General features: G+C 64.2%; 14 protein-coding genes and 1 pseudogene. 7 read left to right on the forward strand and 8 right to left on the reverse strand.

Annotated elements, in window-relative coordinates:
• Window positions 1-4 precede the first annotated feature (4 nt).
• Entirely contained in the window at window positions 5-1,333 is a 1,329-nt protein-coding gene (locus ACXMYJ_RS23070; RefSeq protein WP_460358966.1) for a plasmid pRiA4b ORF-3 family protein, read from the forward strand.
• 157 nt (window positions 1,334-1,490) lie between these two features.
• On the opposite strand, the gene ACXMYJ_RS23075 is transcribed toward ACXMYJ_RS23070, so the two are convergent.
• Genes ACXMYJ_RS23075 through ACXMYJ_RS23090 form a run of 4 tightly spaced genes read right to left on the reverse strand, consistent with a single transcriptional unit; the run spans window position 1,491 to window position 8,020 of the window.
• Window positions 1,491-2,645, reverse strand: coding sequence for a Wadjet anti-phage system protein JetD domain-containing protein (locus tag ACXMYJ_RS23075; protein WP_460358967.1), 1,155 nt, complete (start codon window positions 2,643-2,645; stop codon window positions 1,491-1,493).
• On the reverse strand, window positions 2,642-6,013 hold the full coding sequence (locus tag ACXMYJ_RS23080; protein ID WP_443187408.1) for an ATP-binding protein: 3,372 nt from the start codon (window positions 6,011-6,013) through the stop codon (window positions 2,642-2,644). Before ACXMYJ_RS23080 ends, ACXMYJ_RS23075 begins: the two co-directional genes overlap by 4 nt.
• Complete coding sequence (locus ACXMYJ_RS23085) at window positions 6,006-6,584, reverse strand: DUF4194 domain-containing protein (RefSeq protein WP_460358968.1); 579 nt, start codon at window positions 6,582-6,584, stop codon at window positions 6,006-6,008. Before ACXMYJ_RS23085 ends, ACXMYJ_RS23080 begins: the two co-directional genes overlap by 8 nt.
• Before the next feature lie 2 nt (window positions 6,585-6,586).
• Window positions 6,587-8,020: a DUF3375 domain-containing protein gene (locus ACXMYJ_RS23090; protein ID WP_443187410.1), complete on the reverse strand. Its 1,434-nt coding sequence runs from the start codon at window positions 8,018-8,020 to the stop codon at window positions 6,587-6,589.
• A 124-nt stretch (window positions 8,021-8,144) separates the two neighbouring features.
• On the opposite strand from ACXMYJ_RS23090, the gene vapB reads away from it, so the two are divergent.
• Together vapB and ACXMYJ_RS23100 are read left to right on the forward strand one after the other, a co-directional pair.
• Window positions 8,145-8,372, forward strand: a complete 228-nt coding sequence (gene vapB / locus ACXMYJ_RS23095; RefSeq protein ID WP_105387169.1) for a type II toxin-antitoxin system VapB family antitoxin — start codon at window positions 8,145-8,147, stop codon at window positions 8,370-8,372.
• Window positions 8,363-8,776: pseudogene (locus ACXMYJ_RS23100) on the forward strand (PIN domain-containing protein). The gene vapB and the pseudogene ACXMYJ_RS23100 overlap by 10 nt, the downstream one beginning before the upstream one ends.
• Before the next feature lie 136 nt (window positions 8,777-8,912).
• Here ACXMYJ_RS23100 and ACXMYJ_RS23105 read toward each other — a convergent pair.
• Both ACXMYJ_RS23105 and ACXMYJ_RS23110 read right to left on the reverse strand, forming a co-directional pair.
• A complete protein-coding gene (locus ACXMYJ_RS23105) occupies window positions 8,913-9,932 on the reverse strand; it encodes a patatin-like phospholipase family protein (RefSeq protein ID WP_460358969.1) in 1,020 nt (339 codons plus the stop codon).
• A 120-nt stretch (window positions 9,933-10,052) separates the two neighbouring features.
• Window positions 10,053-10,997: a hypothetical protein gene (locus tag ACXMYJ_RS23110; protein WP_460358970.1), complete on the reverse strand. Its 945-nt coding sequence runs from the start codon at window positions 10,995-10,997 to the stop codon at window positions 10,053-10,055.
• Window positions 10,998-11,261: 264 nt separating this feature from the next.
• Here ACXMYJ_RS23110 and ACXMYJ_RS23115 point away from each other — a divergent pair, with 264 nt between their 5' ends.
• Complete coding sequence (locus ACXMYJ_RS23115) at window positions 11,262-11,894, forward strand: RNase H family protein (protein ID WP_460358971.1); 633 nt, start codon at window positions 11,262-11,264, stop codon at window positions 11,892-11,894.
• Here ACXMYJ_RS23115 and ACXMYJ_RS23120 read toward each other — a convergent pair.
• Entirely contained in the window at window positions 11,858-13,588 is a 1,731-nt protein-coding gene (locus tag ACXMYJ_RS23120) for a VanW family protein (protein ID WP_460358972.1), read from the reverse strand. The genes ACXMYJ_RS23115 and ACXMYJ_RS23120 overlap by 37 nt on opposite strands.
• A 276-nt stretch (window positions 13,589-13,864) precedes the next feature.
• On the opposite strand from ACXMYJ_RS23120, the gene ACXMYJ_RS23125 reads away from it, so the two are divergent.
• A complete protein-coding gene (locus ACXMYJ_RS23125; protein ID WP_460358973.1) occupies window positions 13,865-14,359 on the forward strand; it encodes a hypothetical protein in 495 nt (164 codons plus the stop codon).
• Window positions 14,360-14,610: 251 nt separating this feature from the next.
• On the opposite strand, the gene ACXMYJ_RS23130 is transcribed toward ACXMYJ_RS23125, so the two are convergent.
• Window positions 14,611-15,702: a DNA cytosine methyltransferase gene (locus ACXMYJ_RS23130; protein ID WP_460358974.1), complete on the reverse strand. Its 1,092-nt coding sequence runs from the start codon at window positions 15,700-15,702 to the stop codon at window positions 14,611-14,613.
• A gap of 126 nt (window positions 15,703-15,828) precedes the next feature.
• Between ACXMYJ_RS23130 and ACXMYJ_RS23135 the strand changes: the two genes are divergently transcribed.
• Together ACXMYJ_RS23135 and ACXMYJ_RS23140 are read left to right on the forward strand one after the other, a co-directional pair.
• Window positions 15,829-16,239, forward strand: coding sequence for a very short patch repair endonuclease (locus tag ACXMYJ_RS23135; RefSeq protein WP_460358976.1), 411 nt, complete (start codon window positions 15,829-15,831; stop codon window positions 16,237-16,239).
• 59 nt (window positions 16,240-16,298) lie between these two features.
• Entirely contained in the window at window positions 16,299-17,270 is a 972-nt protein-coding gene (locus ACXMYJ_RS23140; protein ID WP_460358975.1) for an ATP-binding protein, read from the forward strand.
• Window positions 17,271-17,352 lie beyond the last annotated feature (82 nt).

Raw genomic sequence — 17,352 nt, forward strand, 5'->3', positions numbered from 1 at the left:
CCCGATGACCGCCCGCTCGCACCTGCGGCTGGTGACCGACCTGGAGTCGCGGCCCGATCTGCGGCACCCGCGGCGACGTGATGTCGTCGTCTACCGGGTCAGGGTGGACATCGACGGCGCCGATCCACCAATCTGGCGACGGATCGATCTGCGCTCGGACCTGACGCTGGATTTCGTGCATCAGGTCCTGCAGTTGGCGTTCGACTGGACCGATTCGCACCTGCACCGGTTCTCGCTCGGTGGCGGCGCTTTCGAGCGTGCCAGTCAACTGTTCCTGTGTTCGTTCGACGTCGAGGAGGCCGATGTCGAGGACGACGGCGTTCCGGCCGCCGAGACGCGCCTCGACGAGACCCTGACCGAACCCGGCGATGTCCTGCATTACCTGTACGACTACGGCGACAACTGGGAGCTGACGCTGCGCCTGGAGCAGATCCTGCCTAACGAGAGTGGCGGTGCTGCAGCGGTGATCGTCGACGGTGAGCGTGCTGCACCGCCAGAAGACTGCGGCCATCTGGTCGACGCGAGCAGCTTGGCCGAGGTGCTGCCCGATCCCGCGCTCTTCGAGCCGGATCGGATCAACAAAGGGTTGGGCGGCGCGTACTTCGCGCTGCGCGAAGCGGGCGTCGACCCGCGGCTGGTCGATCTGGTTCATCGACTCACCTACACCGCGCATGGCGACAGCCTGTCGGAGGCGGCGCTGACGCTCGCAGCGGAAGCCGCGACGCCGGACGCTGACGACCTGACCAGAAGCCTGCGTGCCTTCCAGTGGTTCCTGGACCGGGCGAACAATGGAGGCATCGCGTTGACGGCAGCAGGCTATATGAAGCCGGACGACGTGATCGAAGCATCGAAAGTCGTTCCGGTGATGGCGGATTGGATCGGGACGAAGAACCGGGAGGCGCACTGTTACCCGTTGCTGCGGTTCCGTGAGACGCTGCAGGACCTCGGATTGCTCCGCAAAGTGAAGGGCCAATTGCTGCTGACCAAGGCCGGTCAAACGGCTCGGGGCGATGCCAACGTGCTGTGGGGGCATCTGGCCAGCCGGCTGATCCCCAAACCCGTTGACAAGTTCGGCATGCAGGCCGCGCTGCTGATGCTCACCTACGCAGCGGCGTGCCCGAACGCAGACCTGCCCTTGCCCAGAATCGCCGCGACGCTGACCGAACTCGGATGGCGTCACGCAGACGGGAGCCCCGTCACCGATACCGCGCTGCGCCATCTCCCTGTGTACGAAGTCCTGACCAACGTCACCGATCAGCCGGTCACCTGGCGTCGGCGGAACGTGGTCAGTCCGGTGGCGGCCGCGCTGGCGCGCCGGGCGCTCGGCGTTTGAGGACGGGCGGGCTGGGCCAGCGATTCGGCGGGAACTGGATTGGTGAGCATGCTGGCCGCCTTCCTGGCTATATGGTCGGCTGCGTCGCGCGGAATCCCTCACCAAATTTCGCATCACCTTCGCAGACTCCGAAAGACGCCGCGGATCCGAGAGGTCACTAGGTGACCGAGCACAGTTGCTGCTCAACCCAATTCCAGTCGATCCGCTCCTGTTCAAGGCGAACCCGGTCACCCAACGCCGCCTCGACCAAATCCGTATAGAGGCCGAATTCGTCGACCGTCAGGCGGGTCAGCGCCGACCGCGCCGGGCGGTCTTCGGTCACCCACCGGTCGCGGTGCGTCAGCAAGGTCTCCCGGTCCATCAACACTGAACGGGTGTCCGGCAACCACGCCCGCAACCGGTCCAGGATCGCGAACCCGTGTGTATCGATATCTCCCCAGTACACTACGTCAGCACCGCCCAGCCAGGGCAGTCGGCCTACGTTGTCGACGTCGAACCCTCTGCCCCACAGTACTATTCCATCCTTTGGGACTTTCACGCTCAGATAGCTGATCTCGTTCTCGACGATGATCGCCACCCGTGGTTGTACCTCAAGTTGGGCGAGCTCGTGAGTACGGACTGCGAGTTCGGTCAGCGCCGCGGGCAGACCCAACGAGGGAGACGGCCGCAGCCGGACCAGAGCAGGTTTGAGCCGCAGCCCGAGTTCGCTGATGAACCCCGACGAGGACGGTGCGACCCCCAGCATGGCCGCCAACTCCGGTCGGTGCCGCTCCACGAACTTCGTATCCACGCCCGGCGCGCTGATCTCACGGAGGTAGCGTCGGGACTGGCGGTGCGCGTCGAGCCATTCGTAGGCTGCTATCAGCTGGAGCATCTGCGGCGTCAACGCCAAAGCACGGTGCGGATTCTCAGTGATCCATTTCCGCACCCGGGGTTGCCGGCCTGACAACTCCAGGAGGTCGTCGAAACGACGCACTGTGCCGGTGACGCCGAGCAGCGTCCACACCTGTTCGCGTCGACGTAGCACCGCTCGGGCGGGTAGTTCGTTTCGGCCGATCTTTCTGCCGCCGACCGATTTCCACTCCAGCTCATAGCAGCTGTCGTCGCGCCGCCCGGCATCCAATGCGGCCACCCACTCTCGCACAGCGGCAATGTCATCGCCGATCGAGGCTGGTGTGGGGCCACGCAGCGGGAACTCGACCGGATCAAACGGTTCGGCCTTGGCGTGACCCGCGAGCAGCGAACCATCGTCCCATCGCCGCCTCAGCCTGGCGACGATATCCTCAACCGTGGTCCATGCGCGCGAATTCACCGTCGTGGCCGGTCTCGTCTGTCCCGGTATTCCTCGATGGTCATCGTCTGCAATCGTGAATAGGTTCCGGTCGGATTGTCGACGATGCCAATTGCTTTCACATAGGGCTCGATGACGTGCACCTTCTGCAAGGGTGTCACGATCAGCAGCTGCAGGCCTAGTGTCGCAAACAGATCGAGGGCATATCGTGTGGATACATCGGAACCCCTGCCGAAAGCCTCGTCGATGACAGCGAACCGGAAGTCACGTGACTGCTCGACGCCCCACTCCAGACCGAACTGGTAGGCCAGCGACGCCGCGAGAATGGTGTAGGCCAATTTCTCCTTCTGCCCACCGGACTTACCGTCGGAGTCGCTGTAGTGCTCCCACTCGAGATCGGTTTCGACATCACGCTCGGAGGCCGAGAACACAAACCAGTTACGCACATCGGTAACGCGACGGGTCCAGTTCTTGTCCGATTCGGCGTAACCGTCGCGACCCCGGAAGCGCTCGATAATTCGCTTCACGTCCAGAAAGCGCTGCTCGGAGTATTGGTCACCGTCGACGGTCAGCGTGTCGTTGGTGAGATTGCGGAGATCGGAACGAAACTGCGCGACGTCCTGATTGCTGGTCGGTTCCTTTTCCAGCTTGATGTATCGGCCCGGGTTGTAGGGCACTGCGCCCAGGGCGTCGTTGATTCGGTCGACACGCTCGTCGATGGCCGACGCCTGCCGACCCAACCAGTTGTTGAATCCCGCCAACTCTTGAATGGCATTCTTGTTGAGCTGTTCTTTGAACTCGCTCTCGAACCGGGGCAGGTCGTCGGTGGCGACTCGCTCCCGGAATGCCAGGAATTCTGCTCGGGACTCGACATTGACGTCCATGTCCGCCCGCAGCTCCTGCCATCGGTTCAGCACTGCCGTCATGTGCTGGGTCAGATTCAATGCGTGCCCGTTGAGCTGACCGGACAACCGCTCGATGCGCCGGTGCAGGTCATCGGACAATGCCGCCTCGGAGGCAGCGCAATCCGCCGCGCGGTTGGGCGGGCGATCCGCCAGTCGTGCAGTCAGGGCCGGGTAGGACGCACGAGCCTTCTCCCGTTGATCCGGCGCTTGCGCAGCGACGAACTCGTCATCATGCGTTCGGTCCTGCTTGGCCTGATTCACTCTCGATTGCGCCGTCGCCAGCATGCCGGTGATCTTCTTGATCAAATCAGCTACCGCGGCAGCATTGTCGGCGTTACGCTCCAGCGCCTGCGTGATCTCCGTCAGCCTCGACGAGCCGGCCTGAAGCCGGATTCTCTCGGCATCATGCGCTTTCGCACGCGACTCGGCCTCGTCGGCGTCGAGTTCGCCCCAGGAGCGGAAACCCTCGACACTCCGGAACGCGTCCAGTCGACACTGCACGGCGTCGCGTTGTTTCACGAGTCGCGCGGCTTCGGCCGCTGCCTCGTCACGTTGGCTTTCCAACTCGGCCAGTTCCGCACGCATCGCGGCGATCTTACGTTCGTTGACCCAGCCCAGCACCCAACGCCTGGGGTCGTCGACCCGGTGCCGATCATCCTTCTCGTGCCGGTCCCCCGAGCGCACCTGGCCCTCGCGGGTGACGGCACGACGCTCATTGCGGAACACGTCGAGTGTTGCTGCACAACGAAAATCAGCGCGTTTCATCAGCTCGGCGCGCAGGTACTCTTCAAACTCTCCGCCTCGAACCTCGATGCAATCGGCCAGCAGCAACCCATCGTGCGCCGTCGGCTGCAGCCGCACCCGATGCTGGGGGACGCGTTCATAGACCAGTTTGGCACCGCGGCCGCCGACGGTGAGCCTGCGCCCGTTCACCCATGCGGTGACGGCGTCGTAGTGCCGCTGCGGCACCAGCAAGGACAGCGCGAACCCCCGCAGCACACGTTCTGCGGCGCCCCGCCACTGCGCATGCTCGTCGTAGACATCGAGCAACTCGCCGGCATATGGCAGGTCGTCCGGCCTCAGTCCCAGCGCCGCGCACAACTCGGCGCGCACCACCACCTGCTCCTGAGGCAAATTGTCGGTACGCTGCTCCAGGCTCCCGACCTCCTCGGCGATCACATCGCACCTGCGTTGGTGCTCCCGCTCGCGACCGATCGCGTCAACGGTCGCGGTGTCGAGGTCGCGTTTCTCCCCGGTCAGTCGGGGGCGTTCGGCGGCGACCACGGCGCCAAGCGCGGCGAAGGCGTCACCGTCGGCGACGGGTTCCAGTCCGGCCTCCGCCACCGCGGCGTCGAACAATGCCTTTGCCTGGCCTCGCGTTCTCGCCTGCTCGCGGGCGTCAGCGGCAAGTCGTTCCAACTCGCCGATACGGTCGCCACCCGCTTTGGCGCGCTCCTCGATCAGCGAGTCGCGCTCGTGACCGAGCCTGCGCTGTTCAGCTTCGGCGGTATCGAGCTGAGTCACTAACGCCGCTCCATCGGCTTCCAGCCGCACGATCTCATCAGTGAGCAGCCCGGAGCGCAGCTCAGCGATGAACAGGCGGACCGCCGCGCGCTCAAGCTCCAAACCAGCACGTTCGGTGAGTGCCGCGTCGTATTTCGCCGCGGTGTCCACAATCGGCTGCAGCGCCTCGAGTTGCTCGCGGGCGCGTTTCACGGCGTCGTGCGCTTTGGTCAAATCCTCGAAATGCCCGATGATCTCGCGGACGCGTTCGGTCGAGTCGCTGGGTTCGAGCATGTGATCACGAACGAAATCGTTGAGATTCCCGACCGATTTCATCGATACCGTCTGGTGGAACAGTTCGAGCGCCTGCTCCGAGCGGATACCGAGCAGTCGGCGCAAGGAGGTGGAGTACTTGGGGAACTCATCGAAGATCTCGGCCCCGGCACCACGGAGCCGTCTACGTAGTTCGCGGAGGTCGGTGCCGAAGTCGGCGAAATCGGTTGCGATGGACAGCTCCTTGGTGGCGGTCACAAAGAACCGGTAGGGCTGCCCGGTGCTCTCGCGCTGCTGGAACACCTGAGCCAGGCTGACCGTCTCGTCACAGCCGTGGTTGCGGAACACACCGAGAATCACCGAGTAGGTTTTCTTGTTCTCTCGTAGACCTTTCGGACGGGATCTACCGGTGGATTCGTTGCGCTCGGATTTGTAGTGGCCTTCGACGTAGGAGCGCAGCGTGCGCTCCTTGGCATCGGCGCCGGCCGCCTTGTTGTAGGCGGCCTTGTGCGCGGGCACCAGCAAGGTGGTCAGTGCGTCGACGATTGTCGATTTCCCTGAACCGATGTCGCCGGTCAGCAGCGCGGTGTCGGTGCCGGGGGTGAACCGCCAGGCATGGTCGTCGAATGTTCCCCAGTTGTAGACCTCGGCGTACTGGAGTCGGTACCCGGCCCCGGGTTGGGTCGCATCGCAACGTAATTCATTCATCGTCGGTGGACGCTCCGGCGTATTCACGAAGTTTGGCAGCGAAATCGTTCAGAGTCTGGGCGTCGACGTAGGCCTTGAGTATGCGTCGCACCTCCCAGTGGTCGCGCTGGCCACGAAGCTGACGCAGGAAACCGAGTTCGGCCGCCTTTTTGATGGTGGTCTCGGCCTGATCGACGACCCGCGCGTCGTTGGTGGAGTCGGCCTGGAACAGCCGCAGGATTTCGACGATCTGCTCAGTGCTCAACACCAAGCGGCCCTCCCCGCCGCCCGTTTCGAACTCGACTAGCCGTTTACGCAACAAGACCAGCAGCAAACTGACGTTGTAGGTCAGGGCACGTCTGCGCACCAGCCGCGGCAACGCCTCGTCGCCGTCCTCCTCCGGACGTGAGCGCAAATACGCGTAGCCCTCGGTGTCATCGATCACGACGTCGACGCCGATGGTCGAGAAATGGTCGCGGACACCGGCGCCCAGCCGTTCCAGTGTCAGCCAGGTGTCCTCATCGGAAGTGCGGTAGACGACGCCCTGCATGAGCCGGATGATGGCCGCGGCGACGGCACGTTCGTTGCTCATAGTCACTGGCCCCCGTGCCGTCGCACCGTCACCTTCGGTAGGCGGGCGCGCTTGGTGACGTCGGGCTGGGCCGGGTCGGGATAGTCCAGCACGGTCTCATCGGTGTCGTCCATGTCGATGCTGACGTCGTCATCGTGGAGGGCCAGGTAGCCGACGATCTCCGCGGCGCCCTGCTCAATCGGATGTACAGCGATGACGTCGGACAGCAGCGCCGACGAGTTCTCGGGCAGGACGGAGCGGATGGTCTCGGCCAGCCGGACCTGGTCGACATAGGTCTGGGTGAACAGCAGGTCGGCGTCGACATTTTCGGTGCCGTCGGCGATACGGCTCTCGACGGCCACCGCGACCGGCGTTTGATAGAGCGGGCGCTCGAATGGCAGGGCGATGTCGATGCCCGGTTCGTCGACTTCGAGCCCGAACGACGGCGGGGCGTCGCGGACATCGAGGGCAGCGGCCTCGACGGCCCTCACCAGATCCAACACCCGCCGATTCTCCAGCCACACCTGGTCGTCGAGGAACCGGCGAAGCTGTTCGGAGATCTGGCGAACGGTGCGCTGGGCGCGGTCGGCAGCCTCGGACCAGTCGTGGTGGATACCCCTGATCCGCTCGTCGGCATCGACGCTGTCCAGGGCGGTCACCTTGGCGAGCAGGTCGGCAAGCTCGGTTTGGCGCTGCTCGGACAGCAGGAAATCGAAGAAGGCCTGAAAGCTGCGCCCCTGGTCAGAGCCGGTGATCTCGGAGCGACTGCCGATCAGTTCGGCCAGCAGTTCCCCTTTGGATCCATCCCAGGCGGCGATCTTCTCTCGAGCGGCCCGGTCCAGCAGGCGGAAGTTCTCCTCGACCTCACGGAAATCAGACAACAACTCGCGCGCGGTGGTCGACAACTGTTGGTAGCGGTCGCGGATTCCGGTGGCGTCCAAGATGGCGACGTGCCCTGCTTCAACCGCCGCGATCTCGGCGTCGAGTTCATCGCGGCGACGGCGCAGATCGGCCAGCCGGACTTCCGGCTCCGTCTCGGTGCCCTGCACGATCTGGCGCAGCAGTGCGATCACCGTGTGCAACCGGGATTCGGTACCCACGAAGGACCTGCCCTGCAAGCTGTGGACCCAGGCGTATGCCTTCTCGAACGCCGGGGTGGCCTCGTAGTGGACCTCATCGTCGCCGGGCGGGTAGAACCTCCTGAGGTATCCGGCGTCGGTCGCGGCCCAGTCCTCCAGATACGCACGCGGCTGCTTCGGGTACCGCACCTCGTCGGCGTTCAGGGCGTAGAGGTGGTCGTCCAGGGCGTCGGCGAGCACACTGGCCGAGCATGCGCCGCGGTTGGCTTCGACGAAGAACTGGCCGAGGAAGGACAGGACCAGCGCGGCATTGCCCGCGCGCAACAGCCGCCAGGCGGGGTGTCGCTCGCGCAGCGTGGTGAGGGCCGAGTAGTCCACGACCTTGAGACTAGGTAGGCGCGGCGACAAGTTCCTACTGCGGATCGCCGGTTAACGCGTCAGAAGGTGCACCGCCCCGACCGGCCGCGGCGTACGGTGTCAGCGATATCGGGAGGTCAGGCGCATGGCAGATGTGTTGATCAGGGGTTTGTCAGACGCGGCCGTGGCACATATCGATGCCGCCGCCGCGGCACAAGGGCTGTCGCGGCAGGAGTATCTCAGGCGACGCTTCGAGGCCGAGCGCACTCATGGCGAGTCTCGCGGTCGGTTGACGATCGAGGATCTGCGCCGGGCGGCGGCAGCAGCTTCCGACCTTGATGACCCAGAGGTGATGGACCGCGCGTGGCGCTGAGATCGTGGCTGATCGACAAGTCGGCGCACACGCGACTCGCGGACTCACCCGACGTCGATAACTGAATGCAACGCATCGAACGCGGGCTGGTCCACATCAGCACGGTGACGTTCCTCGAGATCGGCTATTCGTTTCGCACAGCGGCGGAGGCGCACTTCGAAGTTGTCTCGCCGCCCTTGGCACTTATGCCCGTCGAGTACATGACGCCGGCCATCGAAGATCGCGTCCGTGAAGTACAGCTCATCCTCGCCGACCGCGGTTTGCACCGCGCGCCATCGATTCCCGACTTGCTCATCGCCGCCACGGCCGAAGTCGCCGGATTGACGGTTCTCGGCCTCGACAAGGATTTCAGCCTGATCGCACAGATTTCGGGTCAACCAGTAGAGGCGCTGCGGATTGCGTGACACCGCCCTACGGACGTCGCGGTCGTGCACCCGACCACGCGTCTCTCAGCGTCCCGTCACAGACACCAGCCGGTGAAGCGCCGCCCCGCTCGCAGAGCGCGTGCTCGCGACTCAAAGGAACGAGGAGCGCCCCACGTCACGTAGTGGCGCGCCGGAAGCGGTTCACGTACGCCGGCCAGTCCCAGGTTCTGAGGAACTCGGCAGCCGCCGCGTAGCCCTTGTCGTAGAGCGCGTCAGCCTCGGCGCGGGTGATGCCGAAGTCGAGGACGCCGACGTCGGTCGAGTCCACCTCGATGGCGCGCACCTTGACCCACGGTTGGTCGAGGTAGGCCTGGTCGTGGCCGACCAGCATGGTGGTGAGCAGACTTTCCAGGAACGTCGGCCCGTCCCACGGCAGCCGCAGGCCGGGAATGAGCTGTTCGGCGGTCGGGGCAGGGAGGTAGGGCAACACCGTCACCCCGAACGTCGGCCAGCGGGGCCCCGCGCCGTCGAGGCGGTCGAGCGAGTCGATCGGGAAGTTCGACAGCACCCCGCCGTCGACCAGCGTGCAGCGTTGGCCGGCAGCGTCTTTCAGCGTGACCGGCCGGAACAGAAACGGTATCGACATCGAGGCCCGGACCGCGTCGGCGACGGACTGCTCGTCGGGGTCGAGGCCGTAGAGGCGCTCGTAGTCCCACGGCAGCCGCACCAGCTGGCCGTTGGTCAGGTCGGCCACGGTGACCACCAGCCGGTACCGGCGCTCCGGCAACAGGCTGTCGTCGTCGATCGCCAGGTCACCGAACGTGCTGACACCCAGGTTCTTCAGCTCACCGCGGATCCATTGGTGCGCGAAGTCGCCGCGGTAGATGCCGGTCCCCCGCACCAGACCCCAGGTGGTACCGACCAGCGGGATGCGCTCGATCGGGCCGCTGTCGCTGAACCTGCGGTAGGGCACGTCCACCGCGAGGTCACGCAGCTGGTCGGCGGTGATCCCGCCGGCCTGGGTCGCCGCGGCCACCACCGAGCCGACCAGCGAGCCGGCCGAGGTTCCCGAGATGCGCTGGAGCGCATAGCCTGCGTCGCGCAGCGCACCGACCGCCCCGACCAGTCCGATGCCCTTGACCCCGCCGCCGGACAGCACGAGATCCGCGCGGTGCGAATTCCGCTTCGCAGTCATGACTCCAGGCTGACACGCGCCGCGTTCCGACCGCAGCCGCTACGGCGAATTCACCGAAATGTGGGATTGATCAAACCTGACCGCCGTCCGGGTCGATCGACGCCTCAGCGCACCGGCGGTTCACGCAGATCTTCTGTCACCATCCCTCCACGCGAGGGCAGCGATGGTCTGTGCGGTCAAGCGCTCGCGGATTCCACTTCGCTCGTGCGCAAACGGGATGAAAGCCCGCAGCAGGTCGGGCACATCCAGGAGCACCTTCAGCGCGTGCCTACTCTCCAACAGCGGTGATCCGAGAACCTGTTCCACGCGCGCCGCGCTCCAGCGGAAAGGGTCTGCCGTCCCCGATTCCATGAGTTCGCGTAGGAGGTCCCGGTGGTCGTGACTGTTGTAGACGGCTCCGGCCTCGGACGCAAAGAACTCATCGAGCAGCGCCTCGGTCGCGGCGTGATCCCAACTCGGTGGCCGATACATATCGCCGCCGTCGGGCAGTCGACTGACCAACCACTTCACCAACGGCCGGCAATCGGGCCATGACGCGGTCTCCCGAAAGAAGAATGGCCGCCTCAACCCATAGTCGATCCAGACCCGTGCATCGGCGAGGGTCATGTCGGAGGGTGAGACGTCAGGACCGGATAGCTCGGCCACGACATCGTCGAGCTTCGCGACACAAACTGCAGCATCGGCAATCTCATAGTCGTCGAGGTGATCGATCCAAACCCCACACGTTGCTTCCTGACCGTCGACGAGTCGGGCCCCGAGCAGGATCTGGTCGAAGTCTCCGAGGACGTGCGTGAGGCGCACGGCGCGGTACACGTCGACGTCGCGCAGTGCGGCCACCCACGGCACCAACGGACCGCTGTAGGCGTCCAACGCTTCCCGGAAGCGCAACTGCTGTTCGCCGTCCAGCAGTTCGGCGAACAGCGCTACGGCGGACGCGGACTCTGGGGTGGGGTCGTCGACGAGGCTCTTGATGAAATAGTCGAAGTCGAGTAGATCTTCCTGGTGGGAACGGAAGTTCGCCAACGGGTCGGGCTTCGCTGCCTCGACCTGCTTGCTGGCGTACACCAGAAAACTCCATGGGCTCAGATGTCTCGTCTGGTCCTGTTGCGGAGGGTCAGGAGGCGGTTCAGAGCCTGCGTCAGCGCGACGTTTCCGTGCCCGCTGTGCGTTCCGACGCGCCTGCTTGGCTTTGTGTCGTCTGTGTCTGTCAGTCATGGCGCGGACGCTACCTGGGAGCAGTGACATGTCGGACCGCCCAATTACCGTCCATCTCAACGTCTTGGGGAGGAGACGCAGATGGCACCTGAACCACCGGGGGACGTACCGGCGATGCTGAACGGCGAGATGTCGTCCGGCGTCACGCCGACGGCGGCTCCTCTGTTTGTGGCGACGGATGGCTCGGTGCGCAAGAGGATAATCGCCGGCTCCGCCTGGCTCGCATCGTCTGGCGAGTACGGACTGGACGCTGTTCGCCACTCGACAAAGATGCACGGCTCAGCGGTGGTGCTGGTCGCCGAGGTCCGCGCGATCGGCGCTGCCGTGCAGAAACTGCGCGGTCGCGACATGACGATCTACAGCGACAATGCCGCCGCGGTGGAGCTCGTGGAACGGTGGACGGACGGTCACGACGTGCTGCCGAAGAGATATCCGGCCTATCGCGAAAGCGGCAAGACACCTGGACTCGTCCGCATTCGGCAGACGATCTACGAGCATCGGGATCAGATCACGGTGCACTGGGTCAAGGGCCATTCAGGTGAGCCGCTCAACGAAGGTGCGCACCGCCTGGCACGGCTGGCCTCCCGCTTCAAACTCAGCGACGGCACGCTCAATCGTGACGAGTACCGCTGCCGCGCCGAGGATTTGGCTGACACGTATTCCCGCGAGTTCAACCGCCGACGCACCGGCGACGCTCAGCTCACCGGCGGTCAGCCCCCGCACACCACCTTGGGGATCGGGTCATAGCGCACGGTGTGGGATTCTCGGCGGGTATCGCCGGTGACGATGTCGCGCAGGGTGCGGGTGTCGGTGATGGTGAACCCCGGTGCGCCGCTGCTGGCGCTGCACGACTCCCCTGCCGGGATCGTGATGGTCCTCGGGCTCGTCGGCGCCGACGGCGGGCTCTGCGCCGACGTCACCTCGTAGCGTTTGATCCCCACCAACTGGACGGTGACCGCCGACGACGTCCAGGTGGTCTGGATCTGCACCGGGGACGGTCCGTCGTTGCGGAACTTCACGTCGATCTCGTCGCCGAACACGGTGGCCTCGCGGCCCGCGGGATACCGGCTGATGTAGTAGCTGTGCTCCTGATGCTCGACAAGCTCCATGCCCGCGAAGTACGCGGCGTTGAACAGCGTGGTGGCCACCTGGGAGACGCCGCCGCCGACACCGCTGTCCGGTCTGCCGTTGAGGATGATGCCGGCCTCGACATAGCCGTTGGCGGCGGTGCGCGGGTTGGTGGCGCCGTTGAGGCTGAACGTCTCCCCGGGCGCGACGACGATGCCGTCGATCGCCCCCGCGGCGCGTTTGATGTTCACGCCGGAGTCACCGGAAAAGCCGGAGGTCTGGAATTCGCCGATGACCTGGACGTGACCGAGCCCGTCGATGTCGGCGGTGGTGAACGTCGCCGGCTCGTCCACATAGACGGCCGTGATCTCACGGTCGGTGGTGTCGGTCAGCACGTCCATCAGGTCGGCGAGGGTGTCGTCGTAGTCGATGCGACGGCCGTCCTGCGACGGCACCTTCGCCGGCGGGGACGCGGTGAAATCGATGGTCGCGTCGCGCCGTGGCACTTCCGAGTCGGCGAGCTGGGGCCGGGCGGCGTCGGCGATGGCGTTCTGGTCGACGGTGGCCACGATGTCGCGGTCGCCGACGTCGAAGGTGAGGGCCGCGGCGATCACGTTCTCGGAAATCACGGCGCGGGCGTCGTCCTCGCCGGTGATGATCAGCGGCCCGGACACCGCGGGGGCGGCGATGTCGGCGACAGCGGCCTCGACATCGGACGCTGTTGTGCGGGGCTCCAATTCGATCATCGGCAGGTCGACGGTGCTGCCGGTGGCCCAGTCACGCTTGAGCAGTTCGGTGGCAGCGTCGACGTCGAGCCGGCGGCCAACCTCCGGGTCGACGCCGACGGGCTCGCGGCCCTCGAAGCGCACGGTGCCCTCGACCGGATCCTGGGCGACGACGGCGGCCAGGTCGTCGACGGCGGCGGTGAGCGCTGCGTCATCAGCGCTCGAGACGACGCCGATCTCGTGGGTGGTGAACAGCGACGACAGACGGGTGATCGGGTTCAGCGGCTGGGCGCCGGCCTGGCCCACGGTGGCGCGCCAGTCAATCGTGAGCCCTGCCGACGCCGGGTCGATCTCGCGGCGCTCCGGGCCGGCGGTGACGGGGATCGGTCGGGTGGTGCGTGGGGTGACCGCGGCGCGCAGTTGCTCCTCGGCGTCGGTCAGCGTCAGACCACCGATGGGGACACCCGCCGCGGTGGTCCCCCGGATCACTCGGTCTTTGCTGTACAGCAGATCACCGAGGTAGGCGACGACCAGCAACGCAAACGGTGTGGCGATGAGGGTCAGCAGGAGCTGTCGACGGCGGGTCTTCGGGGGTTCGGCGGGCGCGGTCGCGGCGATGAGCTGTGGTTGCGCTCTGTCGGCCCGCATGCTTTTCGATCCTTAACCCATCGCTCGCGCTGCGCGCGCACACGTCGGCACGCAGCGCACTGCCGCCAGCCTAGCGATTCGAAACGGGCGGTGCCGTGTCGCGACCGGGCGATGGACGGTTCTAGCGGCATCGTTCGCGACGTGCTGGCGTTTGCTGCCGTCGTGCGGAATCGGAGATGTCAGACCCCGCTTCTATCGTGATGACTCCACGATCCGGCTGGGGAGGAGACGGAGATGGCATCGAGGGGACGCTATTCGCAGCCGAGTGACGGCTCGGTGTTCTGCGCCATCCTGCTGGTGCTCCTCGCGGTCGGGTTCGTCATCAAGTACATCTGGTGGTTCGTCGGCGGCGCGGTGCTCGTGGGTGTGTTCGCCGGGATCTATTGGTTCGCGCAGAAGGCGGAAAAGGAACGCCGACTGGAGGCCGCCGAGCGGGAGTTCGAGATGACTCGACGCGCCGAGCGGCAGAAGCTGTGGACGCTGATCGCAAGATCACCGATGATCGCGAATCGGACGCTGAGGCGAGGTGCTTTGAGCGTCTCGCGGATGCCCGACCAGGCATCGCATTCCACGGGGACGAGCCGGTTGCTGCCGCGTCGCAGTGGAATTACTTATGCCCGACGGGTCGGCGCCGAGCTTACGAGTGGCTGCAAGCTAGGGCCCGCCGAGTCCGTGGCTGCCCAAGTACACCCGAGTTTGTCGTGTCCGTTGCCTGCGTCGCATCCCGGGCCACCAAGCTTTGCACCAAAGAGATCGGCCGCTGAATCGTAGTTGTGCGTCCGTTCGGCCTGCGGTGGTAGCGGCACCCGGCCTGGCGGGCTTCGAATCGAACTTGTCAAAAACAATGTTCTTGACGGTGCAGTGCGGCTGCCGCAATTCTCGGCGGCGCCACGCGGGTGGGAATTTCGATGAGCCGTCGATGGGGAAATTTAGCGAGTGCGGTCAGTGCATCGGGGCATGAGAAAGAGCGCTTCGGATGATTTGGCCCTGTTATCGTGCGTCGGACCCGCGACTTAGGTCAATCAGAAATACTCCAACAGATGTTCGGCGATCTTGGTCCCCAAGGGAATTGGTACAGCATTTCCAATTTGGCGAGCAATCGCAGCCTTGGAACCAATCCACTTATACGTGTCCGGGAATCCTTGAATTCGCGCGGCTTCGTGATGAGTTAAGGCCCGATTTTCGGTGGGATGCAAGTAGCGTCCCTTCTCGGGTTTGTAAAACTCCGTCCTGATCGTTACAGATGGCTGATCCCACTTTAGTCGACCCATTACATCGCCAGCGCCGTTCTTGTGTCGCAGCCAACAATCAGGTAGCAAGTGCGGCGGTATGTCGAACCTGTTTCCACCTGGCGGAATATGGCCGAACCGTTCGAGTGACCGATCCTCGTACGTACGCGCCAAATGGAGCTCAGTGGTCTGGAAAACACCTGGGTACTTCCTACCCCATCGTTGGACACAGCCTGGGGGCAAGGCGATCTGGCGAACGGATTCGGGCAGGCCCGCCAGAGCATCCTTAAGCCGCCGATGATTCTCGCGCGAATACTGCCGATCAGGGAAGCCGGGGGGCGGCAAGTCTCTGTGGCGGCCGATTACAATGACCCTCCGCCGCAATTGCGGAGACCCAAAGTCGGCTGCATTCAGAATCTTGGACTCAAAAGTGTAGTCACCTAATCGACTGCTCGGTTGGCACTGCCGTTTGAACCGTTTCAATTGATCTGATGAAAGAAACGCTGGCACATTCTCCAACACAAAGTACTTGGGCTGCGCCATACGGATCGCATCCGCGTACCGCAGCCACAATTGGTTTCTGTAATCGAGGACGTCCTGTTTTCCTAGTGCTGAAAATCCCTGACATGGCGGCCCCCCCACTACAACGTCGGCCGCCGGCACCTCGTCCTGCTTTAACCAATCCTCGATACTGCCTGCAAAAACCACGTCTTCGCCATGATTCTCGGCATATGTCGCGGCAGCAGCGCCGTCGTGTTCGACGGCACGAACGGTGACGAATCGTGACGATGCCTGTGCAAATCCCTCACTTAGGCCTCCGGCCCCGCAGAACAGATCGAGCACCTTGACTGCACGCGCAGTAGCTACCCTCTCCCCGCGGTCCATGGCGGTAACATATGCGGCACCGCCGACAAATCGCTACCGCCGTGCTCCGATTGAGACCGGGCCGAAAGCTACCCTCGACATGTGACGAGGACGTTCCCGACGACCGACGTTGCGACCTCACGTCGGATGGCACGGCAGCGCACTCACGACACCACTCCGGAGGTCGCGCTCCGACGCATCCTGCATGCGAGGGGTCTTCGCTATCGCGTCAACCATCCACTCCCTGGGTTACCGCGCCGACGCGCAGACGTGAGTTTCACTCGGCAGCGGGTCATCGTGTTCGTCGACGGTTGCTTCTGGCACGGGTGTCCGCAGCACCGGACCTTGCCGAGACGCAACGGTGCGTGGTGGGCCGCCAAACTCAGACTTAACAGCGAACGAGATCGCGAGACGGACCGTCGCCTCGCGGCGGCTGGCTGGACGGTGATACGAGTGTGGGAACACGAATCGCCCGACGAAGCCGCGGATCGGATACAGAGGGCACTCGCGCCGCCGCCGAAGCCGCCTGACAACGAGAACGTCGGTGGTTTCTGGTAACCAACTTCCATACGCTCTGAGAGCATGCACGTGTGAACGAGGGAGCCGGGGATAGAGGCATGGTTGACCAGACGGACGTTGTTGAACGAATCCACCTTGCACCGGACCCAGGCCTCGTCGCGAGCCTCGGCGCTAACCACACTCTGGAATCGGCAATCGCCGATGTCATCGACAACAGCGTCGATGCGAACGCGTCCAGGGTATCGATTCGGCTCCTGACAAGCAGACACCGGCTTGTGCGAGTCGAAATCCTCGACAATGGTCACGGAATGGGCCCCGAGGCGATTACGAAGGCGGTCACCCTAGGGCACCAACGCAACTATGTAGAGACCGACCTCGGACATTTCGGTATCGGCCTCAAGGCAGCATCTTTCGCCCACGCCAATGTGCTCACGGTGTGGTCTCAACCCGCTCCTGGAATGCCCGTGGGTCGGCGATTGAGGCGCGCCGACTTCTCAAGGGACTTCTCCTGTGAAGTACTTACTACCGACGCGGCGGGTGGCGCTTCGCACCATCGAGCAATGCTCTTTGGTTCCCCGACTGGTACGTCTGTGATCTGGACGGATATTCGAAATTCGTATCGCGGTAAGAATGACCTCGAGGCCGAGGAGTGGCTCGCCAACATTGAGCAGTCACTGCGATCACACATTGGACTGGTGTTCCATCGACTCATTGAAGAACGCCGCCTGGATATCGAGGTGGTGGTCGACGAGCAAGACGAGATCGCGCTCGCTATCGGAGTCCCCATCACACCGATCGATCCGTTCGCGTATGGCACATCGGGACATCCTGATTACCCCAAAAGTCTCACTACATATGCCGGTACCGCCGCAGTGACCTTGACATGCCACATTTGGCCACCCAAGTCTGACGTCACTGGGTTCCGGATTGGCGGGAAGTCCGGAGAGCATTTTCAAGGGTTCTTTATCTACCGGAATAATCGCCTTCTTCAGGCAGGCGGCTGGTCTGGCATTGCGATGCCTAATCCTCGATCCACCGATGTATCGGCTGGTCGCAGGGTGTCGGAATGAGGAAAGTGCCCTTTGAACTGGGAAGATTGGTGTTCTCTACGCACTAATCAGTCCAGGTCAGAAAGGCACTTCCGGTGAAAGT

The organism is Mycobacterium sp. ZZG, assembly GCF_054786995.1.